The 15,315-nt window shown below is 45.0% G+C and carries 16 protein-coding genes; all 16 read right to left on the reverse strand.

Going from position 1 to position 15,315, the window contains the following annotated elements:
- Positions 1-10: 10 nt before the first annotated feature.
- Positions 11-2,554 carry a M1 family metallopeptidase gene (locus tag ACFORF_RS10255; protein WP_380427906.1) on the reverse strand — a complete coding sequence of 848 codons (2,544 nt, stop codon included), beginning with the start codon at positions 2,552-2,554 and terminating at the stop codon, positions 11-13.
- A gap of 75 nt (positions 2,555-2,629) precedes the next feature.
- Complete coding sequence (gene phoU / locus ACFORF_RS10260) at positions 2,630-3,283, reverse strand: phosphate signaling complex protein PhoU (RefSeq protein ID WP_380427908.1); 654 nt, start codon at positions 3,281-3,283, stop codon at positions 2,630-2,632.
- 30 nt (positions 3,284-3,313) lie between these two features.
- Complete coding sequence (gene pstB, locus ACFORF_RS10265) at positions 3,314-4,072, reverse strand: phosphate ABC transporter ATP-binding protein PstB (RefSeq protein ID WP_380427910.1); 759 nt, start codon at positions 4,070-4,072, stop codon at positions 3,314-3,316.
- An 11-nt stretch (positions 4,073-4,083) separates the two neighbouring features.
- On the reverse strand, positions 4,084-4,887 hold the full coding sequence (gene pstB, locus ACFORF_RS10270) for a phosphate ABC transporter ATP-binding protein PstB (protein WP_380427912.1): 804 nt from the start codon (positions 4,885-4,887) through the stop codon (positions 4,084-4,086).
- 9 nt (positions 4,888-4,896) lie between these two features.
- Entirely contained in the window at positions 4,897-5,781 is an 885-nt protein-coding gene (pstA, locus tag ACFORF_RS10275) for a phosphate ABC transporter permease PstA (protein WP_380427914.1), read from the reverse strand.
- On the reverse strand, positions 5,771-6,685 hold the full coding sequence (gene pstC, locus ACFORF_RS10280; protein WP_380427915.1) for a phosphate ABC transporter permease subunit PstC: 915 nt from the start codon (positions 6,683-6,685) through the stop codon (positions 5,771-5,773). Before pstC ends, pstA begins: the two co-directional genes overlap by 11 nt.
- Positions 6,685-7,563 (reverse strand): phosphate ABC transporter substrate-binding protein PstS family protein, encoded by an 879-nt coding sequence (locus tag ACFORF_RS10285; RefSeq protein WP_380427917.1) that lies wholly within the window; start codon positions 7,561-7,563, stop codon positions 6,685-6,687. Before ACFORF_RS10285 ends, pstC begins: the two co-directional genes overlap by 1 nt.
- A 129-nt stretch (positions 7,564-7,692) precedes the next feature.
- Positions 7,693-9,000, reverse strand: a complete 1,308-nt coding sequence (locus ACFORF_RS10290; RefSeq protein WP_380427919.1) for an RsmF rRNA methyltransferase first C-terminal domain-containing protein — start codon at positions 8,998-9,000, stop codon at positions 7,693-7,695.
- A gap of 59 nt (positions 9,001-9,059) precedes the next feature.
- Positions 9,060-9,818, reverse strand: a complete 759-nt coding sequence (locus ACFORF_RS10295) for an inositol monophosphatase family protein (protein ID WP_380427921.1) — start codon at positions 9,816-9,818, stop codon at positions 9,060-9,062.
- Entirely contained in the window at positions 9,808-10,086 is a 279-nt protein-coding gene (locus ACFORF_RS10300; RefSeq protein WP_380427923.1) for a UPF0223 family protein, read from the reverse strand. Before ACFORF_RS10300 ends, ACFORF_RS10295 begins: the two co-directional genes overlap by 11 nt.
- The gene (locus ACFORF_RS10305) at positions 10,079-10,492 is read right to left on the reverse strand and encodes a Spx/MgsR family RNA polymerase-binding regulatory protein (RefSeq protein WP_380427924.1); all 414 of its coding nucleotides are present in this window, start codon (positions 10,490-10,492) and stop codon (positions 10,079-10,081) included. The genes ACFORF_RS10300 and ACFORF_RS10305 overlap by 8 nt, the downstream gene beginning before the upstream one ends.
- Positions 10,493-10,554: 62 nt before the next feature.
- Positions 10,555-11,475 (reverse strand): bifunctional riboflavin kinase/FAD synthetase, encoded by a 921-nt coding sequence (locus ACFORF_RS10310; protein ID WP_380427926.1) that lies wholly within the window; start codon positions 11,473-11,475, stop codon positions 10,555-10,557.
- A complete protein-coding gene (truB, locus tag ACFORF_RS10315; RefSeq protein WP_380427928.1) occupies positions 11,475-12,356 on the reverse strand; it encodes a tRNA pseudouridine(55) synthase TruB in 882 nt (293 codons plus the stop codon). The genes ACFORF_RS10310 and truB overlap by 1 nt, the downstream gene beginning before the upstream one ends.
- A gap of 68 nt (positions 12,357-12,424) precedes the next feature.
- A complete protein-coding gene (locus tag ACFORF_RS10320; RefSeq protein WP_380427930.1) occupies positions 12,425-13,759 on the reverse strand; it encodes a DUF438 domain-containing protein in 1,335 nt (444 codons plus the stop codon).
- Entirely contained in the window at positions 13,749-13,991 is a 243-nt protein-coding gene (locus ACFORF_RS10325) for a DUF1858 domain-containing protein (protein WP_380427932.1), read from the reverse strand. The genes ACFORF_RS10320 and ACFORF_RS10325 overlap by 11 nt, the downstream gene beginning before the upstream one ends.
- A 31-nt stretch (positions 13,992-14,022) precedes the next feature.
- Positions 14,023-15,294: a DUF2130 domain-containing protein gene (locus ACFORF_RS10330; RefSeq protein ID WP_380427934.1), complete on the reverse strand. Its 1,272-nt coding sequence runs from the start codon at positions 15,292-15,294 to the stop codon at positions 14,023-14,025.
- Positions 15,295-15,315 lie beyond the last annotated feature (21 nt).

Raw genomic sequence — 15,315 nt, forward strand, 5'->3', positions numbered from 1 at the left:
ATTTTGTATCTTATGGCCGAATTGCCTCAATAGCTTGAGCAATAGCAGAGCGCTCACGTTCAATGAGCTCTACGCGAGCCGCAATATCTTTAATACCCATAGAGATGTTACGGCTGAGGGCCATATCCTCCAAGAGCGGTTCAAAGAATGCCTTATACTCAGTTAAGCGTTCAGGTGTCTTGAAGATAGCGGCTGGAATGATAACAAATTTATCAAAACTCATATCTCCACCAAGACTTGATTTAATCCAATCCCAGTTTTCACGCGCCCAAGTCCAGGTTGTTTCTTGTGCAAAAGCTTGACCTAGAAGCAAGCTATACCACATTGACAAATCCTGAGGCTTAACAAAGTCTTTGTCTTTGAAACCCTTGAGTAACTTATCAAGTGTTTGAGATGACTTGGTCTTAGTGAGAGCTTGTGCCAGTTGGCGACGGAAGTTTGAATCGTTGGTCATTCGGTAAGCTGCAATAAACTGATCTACCAAGGTATCACTCTCTGCAACTCGTACTTGGTTAGTCAAAACTAAGCCACGGATGGCAGCTGGCAAGGAATCAATCCTATCAGCATAGTCTTGGAAGATAGCCTGTGCTTGTTCAGAGGCTGCTTCGTGGCCCGCTTCAAGGAGATAGGCCAAACTTGTTTGACGTACCAATTCATCCTCATCAGCTTCCCCAGCTCGTTTTTCAAAACCAAGTCGGTCATAGTTAGCTTGGAAGAGCCAGCGAATGATGGACTTAAAGTCTTCTTCCGTTTGGCTACCCTCTTCAATAAAGCGTTTAAGGGCAGACAGAATATCTGAGATACCAAGCGTTACTAGGTTAGAAGTTTCTTCGGTCAGATTTGGCAAAAGCTCTACTAAATCAGCATAAGAAATTTGACCACTTTCAGCCAAGAGACGACGCTCTTGCAGCACCTGCAATTTGGTCGTGTTATCAAGGCTCGTCCAGTTCTCTAAAATATCAGTCAAAAGTGTTCCTTGATAGTCGGTCAGATAATGAGCTGTGTTTTGCGTGTTGAGCAAGAGCGGACCTTCATTATCAGCTTGAAGCTGGCTAAAGTTTGGAATGATAATTTCAGCCTGATCAAGGACGTCTGGCAAACCAGTCCAGCTGGCATTGAGTGGCACGGTCCAGAGACGATTCTTATCTTCGTGTTCTCCGATAAAGAACTGTTTCTGGCTGAGAACCAATTGATCATCAATGACCTTAGCGGTTACCAAGGGATATCCCGGTTGCTCCAACCAAGAATCCATAAAGCTAGCAACATCACGACCTGAAGTTTCAGCCAAGGCCAACCAGAGATCGCGTCCTACCGTATTTCCATATTGGTGCTTCTCAAAGTAAATCTTGAGACCTGCTGCAAAAGCCTCGTCACCCAACCAACGGCGGAGCATATGCATGAGACGACTTCCCTTAGCATAAACAATGGCAGGATCAAAGAGAGTATTAATTTCATCAGGATGGTTAACAGCGACATGAACAGATTGAACACCGTCTGTTGCATCCCGTTTAAGAGCAGCCGGAACACCACCAGTTTGGAAATCTTCAAAGATATTCAATTCAGGATTGATAGTATCGACAGAAACGTATTCCATCATGTTGGCAAAACTTTCATTAAGCCAAAGATCGTCCCACCATTTCATAGTAACCAGATTACCGAACCATTGATGGGCAACCTCGTGGGCAATAACCAAAGCAACCTGCTGACGACTGCTGAGGCTTGAATTTTCATCAACCAAAAGATAAATCTCACGGTAGGTCACCAAACCCCAGTTTTCCATGGCACCAGATGAGAAGTCTGGCAAGGCTAGGTGGTAACATTGAGCGATTGGGTACTTAACCTGGAAATAGTCCTCATAGAAATCAATAACCCGTGTCGCAATATCCAAGGCAAAGTCAAGACTTTCTGGAGCATGGGCACGCGTCGCAAAGACACCAACCTCAGTTCCATTCTTGGTTTGAGCTGTTTTACCTTGCAAATCGCCAAGACCAAAAGCTAAGAGATAAGACGACATGCGAGGTGTTGTCTCAAAGGTCCAAATTCCAGTTTCTTCACGTAGTTCGCGATTATTTTCTGGCATATTTGAAAGAGCAATCTCACCATCAACCTGGTCGAACTTAACCGAAAAATCAAAGGTTGCCTTAGCCTCAGGTTCATCAATACATGGAAAGGCTTGGCGGGCAAAGTGACTCTCAAACTGGGTAGAAATCACTTCTTTTTTAACCCCATCAACAGTATAGTATGATGGATAAATTCCTGACATATTGTCCGTGATTTGACCTGCAAACTCAACGAGTAGGGTCATGGTACCAGTGATTGGTAAATCGATGTGAACTGCTTCATTCTCATCATCCATATGAAATGGCAGAGCTGCATTATCAAGCAAGATTGACTTGATGGTCAAATCTTTCTGGTGGAGAGAGATGGTGTTATCTAAAGCTTCGCCATTGATAGCAACATTACCTGTAAAGGTCTTCTCTGCACGATTAATATCCAAGAAAAGGTTATAATTTTCTGGAACAAAGGTTTCAACAAAATGTGCGACTGTTTTCATAAGACTCCTTCTAAAACTTTCATGATAAAAACGGTCATAAATAAAAGAGTATCTTTAGGATACTCTTTTATTATATCATAGTTCGATAATTTTACCAGTCTTCAGGTAAACTACCCACTCACAGAGGTTGGTCGCATAGGCTGCAATACGAGATAAATAAAGCAGAACGCGGAAGTATTCTTTCCCTGTTACAATTGTTTCAGGATCGTTTTTGATGCGTTCGACCGCTAAATCTTGAATTTGGTCTGCATGTTTTGAAATCTCATCTGGAAGCATGGCGATTTCACGAGCTTTTTCGTCATCCTTATTGATATAGGCGTCCAAAGCTTCTTCAACCATCTTCTTAACCGCTTTTCCAAGGACTTTTATTTCAGCTTCAACTTCAGGAATCCGTTCTTCACCCTTGGTACGAATTGTAGCCTTAGCGATAGAAACTGCATGGTCCCCCATCCGTTCAACGTCAGCACTGGCTTTCAGGACGGTCACTACTCGACGGAGGTCAGAGGAAACTGGTTGCTGGAGGGCAATAATTTCAAGGGACTTCTTCTCCAACTTCATCTCGTAGTCATTGATGATTTCATCTTTTTCAATGACTTCCTCAGCTAACTCACGGTCATGACTAACGAAAGCTCGAGTCGTATTGTTAATTTGCGCCAAAACGGCAGTTCCCATAGCGTAAAACTGGTTATGGAGCTTATCTAATTCTTCTTCAAATTGTGAACGTAGCATATTCTTTCTCTCTTTCCATAGCAGAGCGGCTTAGCCGAATTTTCCAGTAATGTAGTCTTCTGTTTGTTCATTTTGCGGATTCAAGAACATCTCTTTCGTATCGTTGAACTCAATCAATTTCCCATCAAAGAAGAAACCTGTCTTGTCTGAAATTCGAGAGGCCTGTTGCATGGACCGCGTCACCAAAAGCATTGTGTAACGATTTTTGAGTTCGTAAAGCGTCTCTTCGATTTTACCTGCAGAGATTGGGTCCAAGGCTGAGGTCGGCTCGTCTAGGAGGATGATTTTAGGTTCTGTTGCCAAGACACGTCCCACGCAAACCCGCTGTTGCTGACCACCGGACAAGCCCAGTGCAGAATCATGGAGGCGATCCTTGACCTCATCCCAAATCGATGCCCCGATGAGGGACCGTTCAACAGCTTCATCAAGGACTGCCTTGTCCTTAACACCCTTGATACGTAGTCCATAAACTACATTTTCATAGATGGACATAGGGAAGGGATTGGGCTGTTGGAAGACCATACCAATTTCCTTGCGGAGTTCAACCGTGTCGGTCCGTGGACTATAAATATTGTGTCCATTGTAGTAGATCGAGCCTGTCGTTGTCACTTCAGGATTAAGATCGCCCATGCGGTTAATGGCCTTGAGCAAGGTTGACTTCCCAGAACCTGATGGGCCAATGAGAGCCGTGATTTCTTCAGGCTGGAACTCGATAGTAACTTCGTTGAGGGCTTTTTTCTTTTCGTAATAGACAGAAAGGTCTTTCACTTGTAATATAGGTTCCGTCATGATAATCCTTTCTATCCGAAGCGTCCAGAAACGTAGTCGTTGGTCGATTGCAACTGAGCATTCTGGAAGATATTGGCTGTTTTGTCGTACTCGATAAGGTCGCCAAGGTAAAAGAAGGCAGTGTAATCACTAGCGCGAGCTGCTTGTTGCATATTGTGTGTCACGATGATGATGGAATAATTTTCCTTGAGATTAAACATAGTTTCTTCCAACTGCATGGTAGCAATCGGGTCCAAGTTGGCAGCCGGTTCGTCCATGAGAAGGATATCTGGCTTAACCGATATAGCCCGAGCAATGCAGAGCTTCTGCTGTTGACCACCTGAGAGTGTCAAGGCCGACTTATGCAAATCATCCTTAACCTGGTCCCAAAGCGCTGCTTGTTTAAGGGACGTTTCTACAATTTCATCGAGAATCTTCTTGTCCTTAACTCCAGCCCGTTCGTGGGCAAAGGTGATGTTCCGATAAATAGACTTGGCGAAGGGGTTTGGACGTTGGAAAACCATACCGATATGCTTGCGCATCTCATATACATTAATATTGCTGGCATTGATATCAATACCCTTGTAGTTAATTTCACCTGTGACCTTAGCAATATCAATCGTGTCGTTCATCCGTTTTAAACTGCGAAGGAAAGTTGATTTCCCACAACCAGATGGCCCAATTAGGGCTGTAATTTTGTTCTTCTCAAACTGCATATCAATGCCTTTGATGGCCTCTTTTTGACCATAATAGACATGCAAATCCTTGGTCGACAAGACCAGATTGTCCTCAGGGAAGGTGATGATATGCCGTTCATTCCAATTGTATTCTGTCATGTCCTCTCCTTATGCTGAGGTTGATTTCTTGTGTAAATAAGAGCCGAGACGACGGGCGCCGAGGTTGAAAATTAGGATGAAAATCAAGAGTACCGCAGCTGAACCAGCTGAAACTTGAGTTCCATCGGGGATTGTTCCCTCACTGTTAACCTTCCAAATATGGACGGCCAGCGTCTCTGCCTGACGAAAGATAGAAATTGGACTGGTAACACTGAAAATATTCCAGTTTGACCAATCGAGAGCAGGGGCAGATTGACCTGCTGTATAAATCAGTGCTGCTGCTTCTCCGAAAATCCGTCCAGATGCCAAAACAATACCGGTGACAATTCCTGGAAGAGCTTCTGGAATAACCACATGAAGTACCGTTTCCCAACGAGAAATTCCCAGAGCCAACCCTGCCTCACGTTGGGTATGGTGAACATGACGAAGACTATCTTCAACATTACGAGTCATTTGAGGCAAGTTAAAGACTGTCAGGGCCAAGGCACCAGAAATAATTGAGAATCCATATTGGAATTGCACTACGAAAATCAAATAACCAAAGAGACCAACTACCACAGAGGGTAAAGAGGACAAAATCTCAATACAAGTACGGACAAAGTTAGTCAAGCGACCTTTTTTAGCATACTCTGAGAGATAGATTCCAGCCCCCATTGACAGGGGAACAGAAATAATCAAGGTAATGACGAGGAGGAAAAAGGAATTGTAAAGCTGAATCCCAATACCGCCACCCGCTTGATAGGACGATGATTTTCCAGTCAAAAAGGACCAAGAAACGTGAGGTAATCCACGTACCAAAATATAAAGAATTAAAGAAGCTAGAATAGCCACGATAATCCCAGCAATGGCATAGAGGACACCTGTCGCCAATTTATCAACTTTTTTAGCGTTCATAGTTTTTCTTACCCTCTCTCGTAATAAATTTAATAACCGTGTTAAAGGCCAAACTCATAAGGAGAAGGACCAGAGCTAAGGACCAGAGGACGTTGTTATCTACAGTACCCATGACGGTATTTCCAATTCCCATAGTCAGAACTGAGGTTAGGGTTGCGGCTGGTGTCGTCAAGGAAGTCGGGATAACCGCTGAGTTCCCCACGACCATCTGAATGGCCAAAGCTTCACCGAAAGCACGTGCCATTCCGAAAACGACGGCCGTAAAAATCCCCGGCTTAGCAGCGTTTAAAGTAACCCGCCAAATCGTTTGAAAACGAGTAGCTCCCATGGCCATTGAAGCCTCACGGTAGTGACGAGGAACTGCCCGTAAGCTATCGGTTGTCATAAAGGTTACCGTTGGTAAAATCATGACAAAGAGGACGAAAATACCAGATAAAATCCCAAATCCAGTCCCTCCGAAAATACTACGGATAAAAGGAACTACAACTTGCAGACCGATAAATCCATAAACAACTGATGGAATCCCAACTAAAAGTTCGATAGCAGGTTGCAAAATTTTTGCCCCTTTTGGTGAAACCTCCGTCATAAAGACTGCTGCCCCGATAGCAAAAGGTGTCGCAATCACCGCAGAAAGAATGGTCACAATAAAGGATCCCAAAATCATAGGTAGGGCACCAAACTCTTTACCAGATGGATTCCAAGTCGTCCCGAAAAGAAACTCAAAAATATTCACACCATTGACAAAGAAAGTCGATAGTCCCTTTTGAGCAACGAAAATCAGAATCATGGCCACAATAAAGACAATCAATGCCAGACAGGCAAAGGTGATGCCCCTCCCAAATTTCTCCAGACGAGAATTCTTGGATGGAGAGACCAAGCGCTTGGCTAATTCTTCTTGCTGCATTACTCTTCTCCTTCCAAGGCGGTGACATTGCCATCCGCATCCTTAGTTACTTTCATATCATTCATGGAAATGTAACCCATGCTAGTGACAATGCCCTCTTGGACCTCATCTGATAGCATAAATTCGAGGAATTCCTCAGCTAAATCGGCAGGCTCACCCAAAGTATACATGTGCTCATAAGACCAGAGTGGCCAATCATTGGTCGCAACATTTTCAGCCGTTGGCGCAAAACCATCGAGACTGATTGTTTTGACTGTGTCATCCAAGTAAGCAAAGGCTAGGTAAGAAATTGCTCCAGGTGTTTGTGATACGATGGACTTGACCATTCCATTCGAATCTTGCTCCTGACTTTGAATAGCCTCGCTGTCGCCCATGACTACTGCATCAAAGGTTGCGCGAGATCCTGAACTAGCTGCTCGGTTGATAATGGAAATATCAATATCGCTACCACCGAGTTCAGACCAATTGGTAATTTCACCTGAGAAAATCTTGCGCAAGTCATCAATGCTGATATCATCGACGTCAACCTTGCTATTAACAATAACGGCAAGACCGGCTACGGCAACTTGATGGTCAACCAGTTTACTGGCATCAATGCCATCTTTTTCTTCTGCAAAAACATCAGAGTTTCCGATTTGAACAGCACCAGACTGAACTTGAGACAAGCCTGTTCCAGAACCGCCACCTTGGACATTGACAGTTTTCCCTAAGTTTGCTGTTCCGAATTCATCGGCTGCTGCTTCAACGAGAGGCTGGAGGGCGGTTGAACCGACCGCCGTAATGGTTTCACCACGGTCAATCCATGCAGCGCAGGCTGACAAACTTAAGCCAGCTAATAAGGTCGCCGCTGATAGGGCGAATGTTTTCATTTTTTTCATGAAGTGATTCCTTCTGTTTGATGTGGGATTTTACCTCTTTTTAAAAGCCAACATAGCATTAAAGAACTAAAATCTACTTTTCTATTATACCGTAATCATGCGATAAATCACACTTATTTCGCTTGCATTTCACTGGAAACGGAGGCCCTTGGGAAAGGCATTTTTCAAGGTCCTACCAACAATTTTGGCAAAGCCAAGTCCATTACCGTCAATGGTCACCTGATACCAGCCGTTGGGGTAGGAGGTTTCAAGCTGGATGGTGTTTCCTGCCGCATACTGGATGAACTGGTCCTGAGTGATGGAGACGACCTGCTTCACTTGACTCGGTTTGAGAGCTAATCCCAAAGCGTAAGACGGTTCGAAACGCTTGGTTTTAAAGGTCCCTAAATGCAATCCGTTACGAGCGATTTTTAATTTGCCAAGGTCTGGTAAATCATAAGGCAAGAGATAGAGCTGTTCTCCGAAGGTTTGCAAAAGTCCTTCTAATTCGACCTTGAGATGGGCTTTTGCAAATTCCTGCCACAGCTTGACTTGTTCTCTACTTAAATTTGATTTGCCAGACTTAACTTGTTTAGAAGTAACCGGTCGTGTATCTTGGAGTTTGGCAACAAACTGCCCCTCCCCTTTGAAACGATGGGGATACATGCGGGCCGTTTCTGGTAGGTCAATACCTCCGACCATCCCGTTAATTTTGGGAATATCTACCAAGGTCAGGTTGGGATAGGTCTCTAACAACCATTGAATCACTCCTTCGTTCTCCTCCGGTGACCAGGTGCAGGTTGAATAAATCAACTGACCACCTGGTGCCAACATGGTCAAAGCGTCCTCTAAAATTTCCTTCTGTAAGGTAGCGCATTCCGCAGGATAATCTTCATGCCAATACTGAACTGCATCCGGATCCTTACGGAACATCCCCTCTCCTGAGCAAGGGCCATCAAAGACAATAGTGTCAAAATAATCCGCAAAAACCTTGGCTAAGCGAGGGGCGGATTCATTGGTGACCACAACATTTGTTGCTCCAAAGCGCTCCACATTTTCTACTAAAATCTTACTGCGTTTGGTAGAGATTTCATTGGACACAAGCACACCTGTATTGTCGAGATAGGCTAGAAGTTGGGTTGTCTTGCCTCCGGGTGCTGCAGCTAGGTCTAGAACACGACTACCTTTTTGAGGCGCAGCAACTTGTGCCACCATCTGGGCAGCAGGTTCTTGAGAATAAACCAAACCTGTAACGTGATCTGAGGATTTCCCTAACACTTTGCCATAATGTCCCCAACGGCTTTCAGCAATAGGCTCAGGAAATTCCTTCTGACCTTCCTTGAGCGGATTGCTTCGAAAAGCTGATATTGCTTCTTCATCAAAACTGGCTAAAAATTCAGTAGCCTCATCCCCTAAAAGTGTCTGATATTTTTCGATAAATAATTCTGGTAAATACATGACTCTATTATACTATAAACTGAGGCTTGAAAACTAAAAAAGACGCTTGAATTAGCTTCTTAATGAATATAGGTTTGAATGATGCTCTTTTCCTCAGTTGGAAAGAACATAATCTCCTGTCTCGTCTGATAATCCGGTTGCTCCCCAGACAAGGTCAACACCTCATAACCTAAAGTTTGACCAATCACCGCTGCTGCCGCATAATCCCAAGGATAAACACATGAAGTATAGAGTATTGCCTTACCAGACATGACCCGTGACATACTGAGCCCCGCTGAACCATAGGTTCTACTTCCCAAGGTTTGAGCAGCTAAATCAGCTACGCCATGGCTGTTGCGGGCAAACATTCCGGCATTGCTAATGATAAGCGTCTCATTTAGAGGACGAGACTCGTAAGTCTCAAGCGGATTACCATTAAGCTGGGCCCGAAAATCAGGTCCACCTGAAAACAGCTGGTCATTTACCACATCATAAATGAGGCCAAATTTACCAACACCCTTCTCAAAATAAGACAGCATAACCACAAAATCTGATTTTTGAACAATAAAATTCGTCGTCCCATCAATGGGATCAATCACCCAAACACGGTCATCGGTGATACTCGCGTTGGTCTGACTCTCCTCAGCTAAAATTTTATCTTCAGGATAAACATCGAGAATTCGTGAAACCAAAAGGTCTTGAGTCTCTTTATCAAGACTTGTCACCAAGTCATCAAAGCGAGACTTGGTTTCAACAGTTACAGGCGCAAACATCCGGCTGAGAATAAACTTCCCAGCTTCTTTGATGATTTTCTTGCCAAATGCAAATTTATTTTCCAAGAGATATGGTCCCCTTTCCTTTAGCTCTAGCGGCTTGTACAGCACGATAGGTCGAGTAACCACTGGATTGTTCAAATTCACGGTCAATCTGCTTTTCCTGAGCTTTGCTTTTCACAACCTGCTTGAAGGCCTTATAAGAATCAAGGAGTTTATCAACATCAACCTTGGATTCGTAAGCGTCTTCAACACGGTTTAAAAAAGAAAGCACTGAAGAAAGGTCGTCAGTGCTCCAAGTGGAATCCAGTGGGTAGGCATAATTTTTAGTCATTTTTTCCCTCAATCTCCGCTCGAATCGTAGCTTGTCGCAGTTCGTGCTTGCGGTATCCACGAGGAAGAAAGGCACGAATCTCATCTTCATTAAAACCAATCTGCATACGCTTCTTATCTAAAATTATAGGGCGTCTTAAGAGACTTGGATTTTCAGCGATGAGATTAATAAGAGAAGATATAGATAACTCTTCAACATCTACTTCTAATTTTTGGAATACCTTGGAACGAGTAGAAATGATATCTTCGGTGCCATTTTCTGTAAAAGAAAGGATATCCATCAATTCTTGGGGCGTTAAAGGACTGGTAATAATATTATGCTCTTGGAACTCAACTTCGTGTTTTTGTAACCAAGCTCTGGCCTTGCGACAACTAGTGCAACTTGGCGATAAAAATAAGGTAATCATACTAAGCCCTTTCTAATAATTCTACTCTATCTTACTATTATACAAGATAATTTTAAGATTTACTAGACCTTTTTCCAAGAAAGTGCAACTTTTTCATCGTTTTCTAAGGCATTTATTAGTTCATCAATGCCAGAAAATTTAACCATATCTCGGATTTTATCTAACCATACAATCTCAATAAAATTGCCATAGATATCTTGGTCAAAATCAAAAATATGGGTTTCTACTCGTAAGTCTTGACCATCAAAGGTTACATTCTTCCCAACGCTTGTCATGGCTCGGTAGGCTCTGCCATTGACAATCGCCTCAGTCACATAAACACCATCAGATGGCAGATGCAAGCGGTCTAAAATCGCCAAATTGGCGGTAGGATAACCGATTGTACGCCCTCTAGCATCTCCGTGAACAACCATACCTCGCGTGGTAAAATCATAGCCAAGTAATTGATTAACCAAAACAATATTACCGTTAGCAAGGGCACGCCGAATACGAGTTGAACTTACCTTCTCTTCATCAATCTGAAATTCTGGCATGGTAATAACCTGACCATCAAACAAGTCCTCCAAATCGTCTGCAGTCTTCCGATCACAACCAAAGTGGTAATCAAAGCCAACCACGATAAAGTCGGCTTTAAGTCTACCGACATAATTCTCTATGAAGGCTTTAGAATCTTGATGGGCAAATTCACTGGTAAAATCCATCAAATAAAGCTGATCAACCCCATATTCCTCAAATTTTTCCAAGCGTTTTTGGGGACTCATTAAATGCAGTAAAAAATCTGGTGTGAATTTTTTAAAGGCTAGCCCTGGTGCCTCATGATAGGTTAAGACAGCAACCTCAAGTCCATGAGCGTCAGCTACCTCACGTGCCTGATCAAAAAGGGTTTTGTGGCCCAGATGCAGGGCATCAAAATAGCCAAGGACCAGAACTGTACCTTTCCCTTGCTTAATATCATGATAATCTTTAATAATCTGTGTGTTCATTACATCAATACTTTTCTAGGTTTATAGAGTCCTTCTCTTTGTTCCAGAATAGCAATCAGCTTGCCCCCCGAAAATCCAGCTAGGAGCTCTGCTGTTTCAGCGAGTACAACTCTACGGCCAAAGCCAACTTCTGCTACTTGCTCTTGGGTCAATTCGACTACTGGCAAATCTCCGATTCCTGCTTCAATCGGCAAGAGGAAACTAAAGTCCTCAGCTGCCACCTTGTCAGCAATTTCCTCCAGTGTCAGGGCCGTGTCCATTGTCAGTCCAGCTGATGCCGTTCGCACTAGGCGCGACATGTGACTAGCCAGGCCAAGCTTGACTCCCGCATCGACTGATAAGGTCCGCACATAGGTTCCCTTGCTACATCTGACCTTAAAATTAAAACGCACGCAATCCTTTTCCCTGACTAGCTCGCTCGTCCGCTCAAAGCTGTAGATAGTCACCTGGCGGATGGGACGCTCAACAACTTCTCCTGCACGCGCATATTCATAGAGCTTGCGGCCATTAACCTTAACAGCTGAATACATGGGCGGGACCTGGGTAATCTCACCGACAAAACTAGCAAGCACAGCATCGATAGCTTCTTCAGACAAGTCTACTGGCACTGGCGTCGTCTCTACGACTTCACCAGAAGCATCCTCCGTCGTTGTCGAAAAGCCTAGAGTGATTTCTCCCTCGTAGGTCTTGCCCTCCTCCTGCATGTACTCAATGAGGCGGGTGGCCTTGCCAACAGCGATAGGGAGAACGCCTGTCACATCCGGATCTAGCGTCCCACCATGGCCGATTTTCTTTTCTTGTAAGATTTTGCGGAGTTTAAACACCACGTCATGGCTGCTCATGCCAGCCGCTTTTTTTACATTGATAATTCCCGAAAGCATATGACGATTATACCACAAAAGACAGAAAAACGGGCGCTCTGGCACACCCGTTTTCTATGGAATCACCCTTAAATATCCCGATTAAAGTCGCTATCGATATCCCGGTAGGGTTGAATGTTTTGGACGTATTCCAAGACGCCCTGAAACTCTCCTGCCTCGTCCCAGACACCCTTGTAGGTCACATGGACAAACTGGTTGTCAAACTTGGGCGATTTGAACCACATAGTGACCTCTTGGCGCTGGCCAGTCCGTAAGAGTTCAAAGATGGCCTTGACCTTGTCCAAGACTTTGGGCGGATGGCAGAGCTCCACATGGCGGCCAACCTGGCTAGGCGTCCGCTTGAAAATCATCTCCTCAGCTGGTGAATGGTTGTTATAGAACTGGAAGATATCGTCCTTGTTGACAAAGGTAATCTCCATGGGCAGGTGGTCCAAGATGAGATTGGCCTGGTTAAGGGAAAGATAGCCATGGGTCATCTCCTGCGGTGTATCTCGGTTGATGGGCTGGCTTTTCTCTTTCGGGGTAAAGGTAATAGTGAATTGGCCTTCTGGCGTTTCGATGACTTGTTGGTTGCCCGCTAGAGTTACCGTCTCAGTAACTGGCTCTTCTGACGCTTCTTCCGTCACAAAGGACTTGCGTTCTGGAATCCATTCCTGGGTCGGCTTGATGATGGCGTAGCCGTAGGCATCTGACTCAGCCGCAATGGCCAACCAGTCGTCCTGGGTAAAGCTCTCCAGCAAAATCATAAGCAAGATGGCCTCTTCCTTAAAGATCATCTCCTCAAATTCCTTAGCGAAGGCCTCGAAATCCTGACTGAGCTGGGCAATTCCTGCCTGGTCCAGAGTAGCTAGGCTCTTACTAGCCACTTTAAAGAGGCCACGGATATCATCATCTACTCCCCACATGACCTTGGGCGGTGCATCATGGCCATAGCGTTCCATGATAGGGAAAAAGAGCTTTTCCTTTCGGGTATAGTGGTTATCAAATTGCCCCAGGAGGGAGAACTGCAGCTCCAAGCCCTTTTTCATGTCCGGCAAGAACTCCGCATTTTCAGGTTTGCTATAGTTGTCGATAATCCGACGAATCCGCAAAATAGCAGAGTGCAGGGCCAGGTTCTCATGCTTAAAGACATAGACCGGATGTCCTTCCTGCTCGGCATCAGGCACATCAACATCCTCAATAACGCCCTTAAAGAGATTGGCATGGACATTGCATAGACTCATGATGTCTTCAAAGGTGATGCCTGTGTCCGAACTCATGAGCTCGTGCTCCATCATGGCGATTTCAATGGCGGAAACACCCTTAAAATGGGTGTTGAAATCCTCCTGGACAGACTCGGGACTAGCCCCCTGGTGCAGCCGCAAGAGAATGGACTTTAGCATGTCAATCCGTTCAGTCATCATCGCCGTCTCCTATCACTTCGTAGCCATTGAACTCCAATGTCTGCTTGATTTTCTCCAGAGGAATCTTAGTCAGTTTGGATCCCGCATGAAGCGAGGTGACCTTACCAACGGTATTGAGCATGGCAGGATTGGCCAGCGGTTTAAAGCCCAACTCTACCAGCACCTCCTTAAGCTCTGGGTGCTCTGCAATTGTCTCAGCAACAGGTTTACGTAGGTCAATGGTGTTGTTCATGGGGAGTCCTTTCTATGGCGAAAGCAGTTTCTTAGTCCTTCAGACTATCAAACTTAGCCTTCATGGTCGGGTTATTGCGGGTCAGTTTTTTGACGGAAACATCATCCAGCTTGTTATTTGCCAGACGGAGCTGGTTTTCACTGGTGGTCAGGAATTTCTTGACCTCTTCCATCCGCTTGATGGCCTTGTCAATCTCGTCGATAGCCTTACCAAAGTTGGTGCTAGCTGACGTGTAATTCTTAGCAAAGGCCGTCTTAAAGGCATTGAGGTCATCTTCAAAGTGGGTGATGTCGATATTTTGTTCCTTGATGAGAGCCAGTTCCTGCTTGTACTGCAGGCTGTTGAGCGCAGCATTGCGCAAAAGCCCAATCAGCTGGATGAAGAACTGAGGTCGGACCACGTACATCTTCTCGTACTCGTGGCTAACGTCGACGATACCTGTATTGTAGTAATCATTATCAGCTTCTAGCATGGTCACCAGGACAGCGTACTCGCAGTTCTTTTCCTTGCGGTCCTTGTCCAACTCCTTGAAAAAGTCAGCGTTTTTGTGCTTGGTCTTGGTCGTGTCGGCTTCGTTTTTCATCTCAAACATGATAGAGAGGAATTCGACGCCATTTTCATCTGCCTCCCGGAAGATGAAGTCGCCCTTAGAGCCACTACTAGAAACGGCATTGTCCTTGCCAAAGCTGGCGCGTGGAAAGGCATAGCTGCGGACCTTGTTGAACTCGGTCTCAGCGTAGATTTCCAGACTTTCACCGATGGCCTTAGTCGACTGCTGGGCCTTGAAGTTCTTGTAGAACTCGACCTGCTCGTTGGCTGCCTTGAGCTGGGCTTCGTAGTCACTGCGGACAGCAGACAGGGCCAACTCCCGCTCTTTTTCCAGCAGGAGCAGTTCATTTTTAGCGGTATCCCGCTCTTTTTCGACCAAGGTCAAGCTGCGTTGAAGTTCATTTTCATGTTCCAGGCGAAGCTGTTGGAGTTGGCTAGATAACTCGACCAATTCTCTGTCCTTGGCGGCAATCTGCTCTGCTAAGGCTTGTTGGGTGTCCTTGACAACCAGCTCCTTTTGCGCATCAAAGGCTGCAATCTCTGCCTGCAAAGACACGATTAGGCTGTCTTTCTCACTGAGGGCTTGTTGTTGGTTGTTTTTAGCCCGCTCTTCCACCAGGGCAACTTCTCGCTCCAAGCGGTCATGGATTTCTTTTTCAAACTCGACGGATCGGACCTGGCTCAACAACTCGCTGTACTCAGTCTCATTGACCTGAAACACGGTTTGGCAATGGGGGCACTTAATATGGTTCATAGAATTCTCTCTCCAAATTTT

This window comes from Streptococcus caprae (assembly GCF_042649745.1).
In the GTDB taxonomy this organism is placed as follows: domain Bacteria; phylum Bacillota; class Bacilli; order Lactobacillales; family Streptococcaceae; genus Streptococcus; species Streptococcus caprae.

What these genes read in the sequence shown, in the direction of transcription:
- ACFORF_RS10255 (WP_380427906.1), bottom strand. Translation starts at nt 2,554, where the DNA reads ATGAAAACAGTCGCACATTTTGTTGAAACCTTTGTTCCAGAAAATTAT.
- phoU (WP_380427908.1), bottom strand. Translation starts at nt 3,283, where the DNA reads ATGCTACGTTCACAATTTGAAGAAGAATTAGATAAGCTCCATAACCAG.
- pstB (WP_380427910.1), bottom strand. Translation starts at nt 4,072, where the DNA reads ATGACGGAACCTATATTACAAGTGAAAGACCTTTCTGTCTATTACGAA.
- pstB (WP_380427912.1), bottom strand. Translation starts at nt 4,887, where the DNA reads ATGACAGAATACAATTGGAATGAACGGCATATCATCACCTTCCCTGAG.
- pstA (WP_380427914.1), bottom strand. Translation starts at nt 5,781, where the DNA reads ATGAACGCTAAAAAAGTTGATAAATTGGCGACAGGTGTCCTCTATGCC.
- pstC (WP_380427915.1), bottom strand. Translation starts at nt 6,685, where the DNA reads ATGCAGCAAGAAGAATTAGCCAAGCGCTTGGTCTCTCCATCCAAGAAT.
- ACFORF_RS10285 (WP_380427917.1), bottom strand. Translation starts at nt 7,563, where the DNA reads ATGAAAAAAATGAAAACATTCGCCCTATCAGCGGCGACCTTATTAGCT.
- ACFORF_RS10290 (WP_380427919.1), bottom strand. Translation starts at nt 9,000, where the DNA reads ATGTATTTACCAGAATTATTTATCGAAAAATATCAGACACTTTTAGGG.
- ACFORF_RS10300 (WP_380427923.1), bottom strand. Translation starts at nt 10,086, where the DNA reads ATGACTAAAAATTATGCCTACCCACTGGATTCCACTTGGAGCACTGAC.
- ACFORF_RS10305 (WP_380427924.1), bottom strand. Translation starts at nt 10,492, where the DNA reads ATGATTACCTTATTTTTATCGCCAAGTTGCACTAGTTGTCGCAAGGCC.
- ACFORF_RS10310 (WP_380427926.1), bottom strand. Translation starts at nt 11,475, where the DNA reads ATGAACACACAGATTATTAAAGATTATCATGATATTAAGCAAGGGAAA.
- truB (WP_380427928.1), bottom strand. Translation starts at nt 12,356, where the DNA reads ATGCTTTCGGGAATTATCAATGTAAAAAAAGCGGCTGGCATGAGCAGC.
- ACFORF_RS10320 (WP_380427930.1), bottom strand. Translation starts at nt 13,759, where the DNA reads ATGATGACTGAACGGATTGACATGCTAAAGTCCATTCTCTTGCGGCTG.
- ACFORF_RS10325 (WP_380427932.1), bottom strand. Translation starts at nt 13,991, where the DNA reads ATGAACAACACCATTGACCTACGTAAACCTGTTGCTGAGACAATTGCA.
- ACFORF_RS10330 (WP_380427934.1), bottom strand. Translation starts at nt 15,294, where the DNA reads ATGAACCATATTAAGTGCCCCCATTGCCAAACCGTGTTTCAGGTCAAT.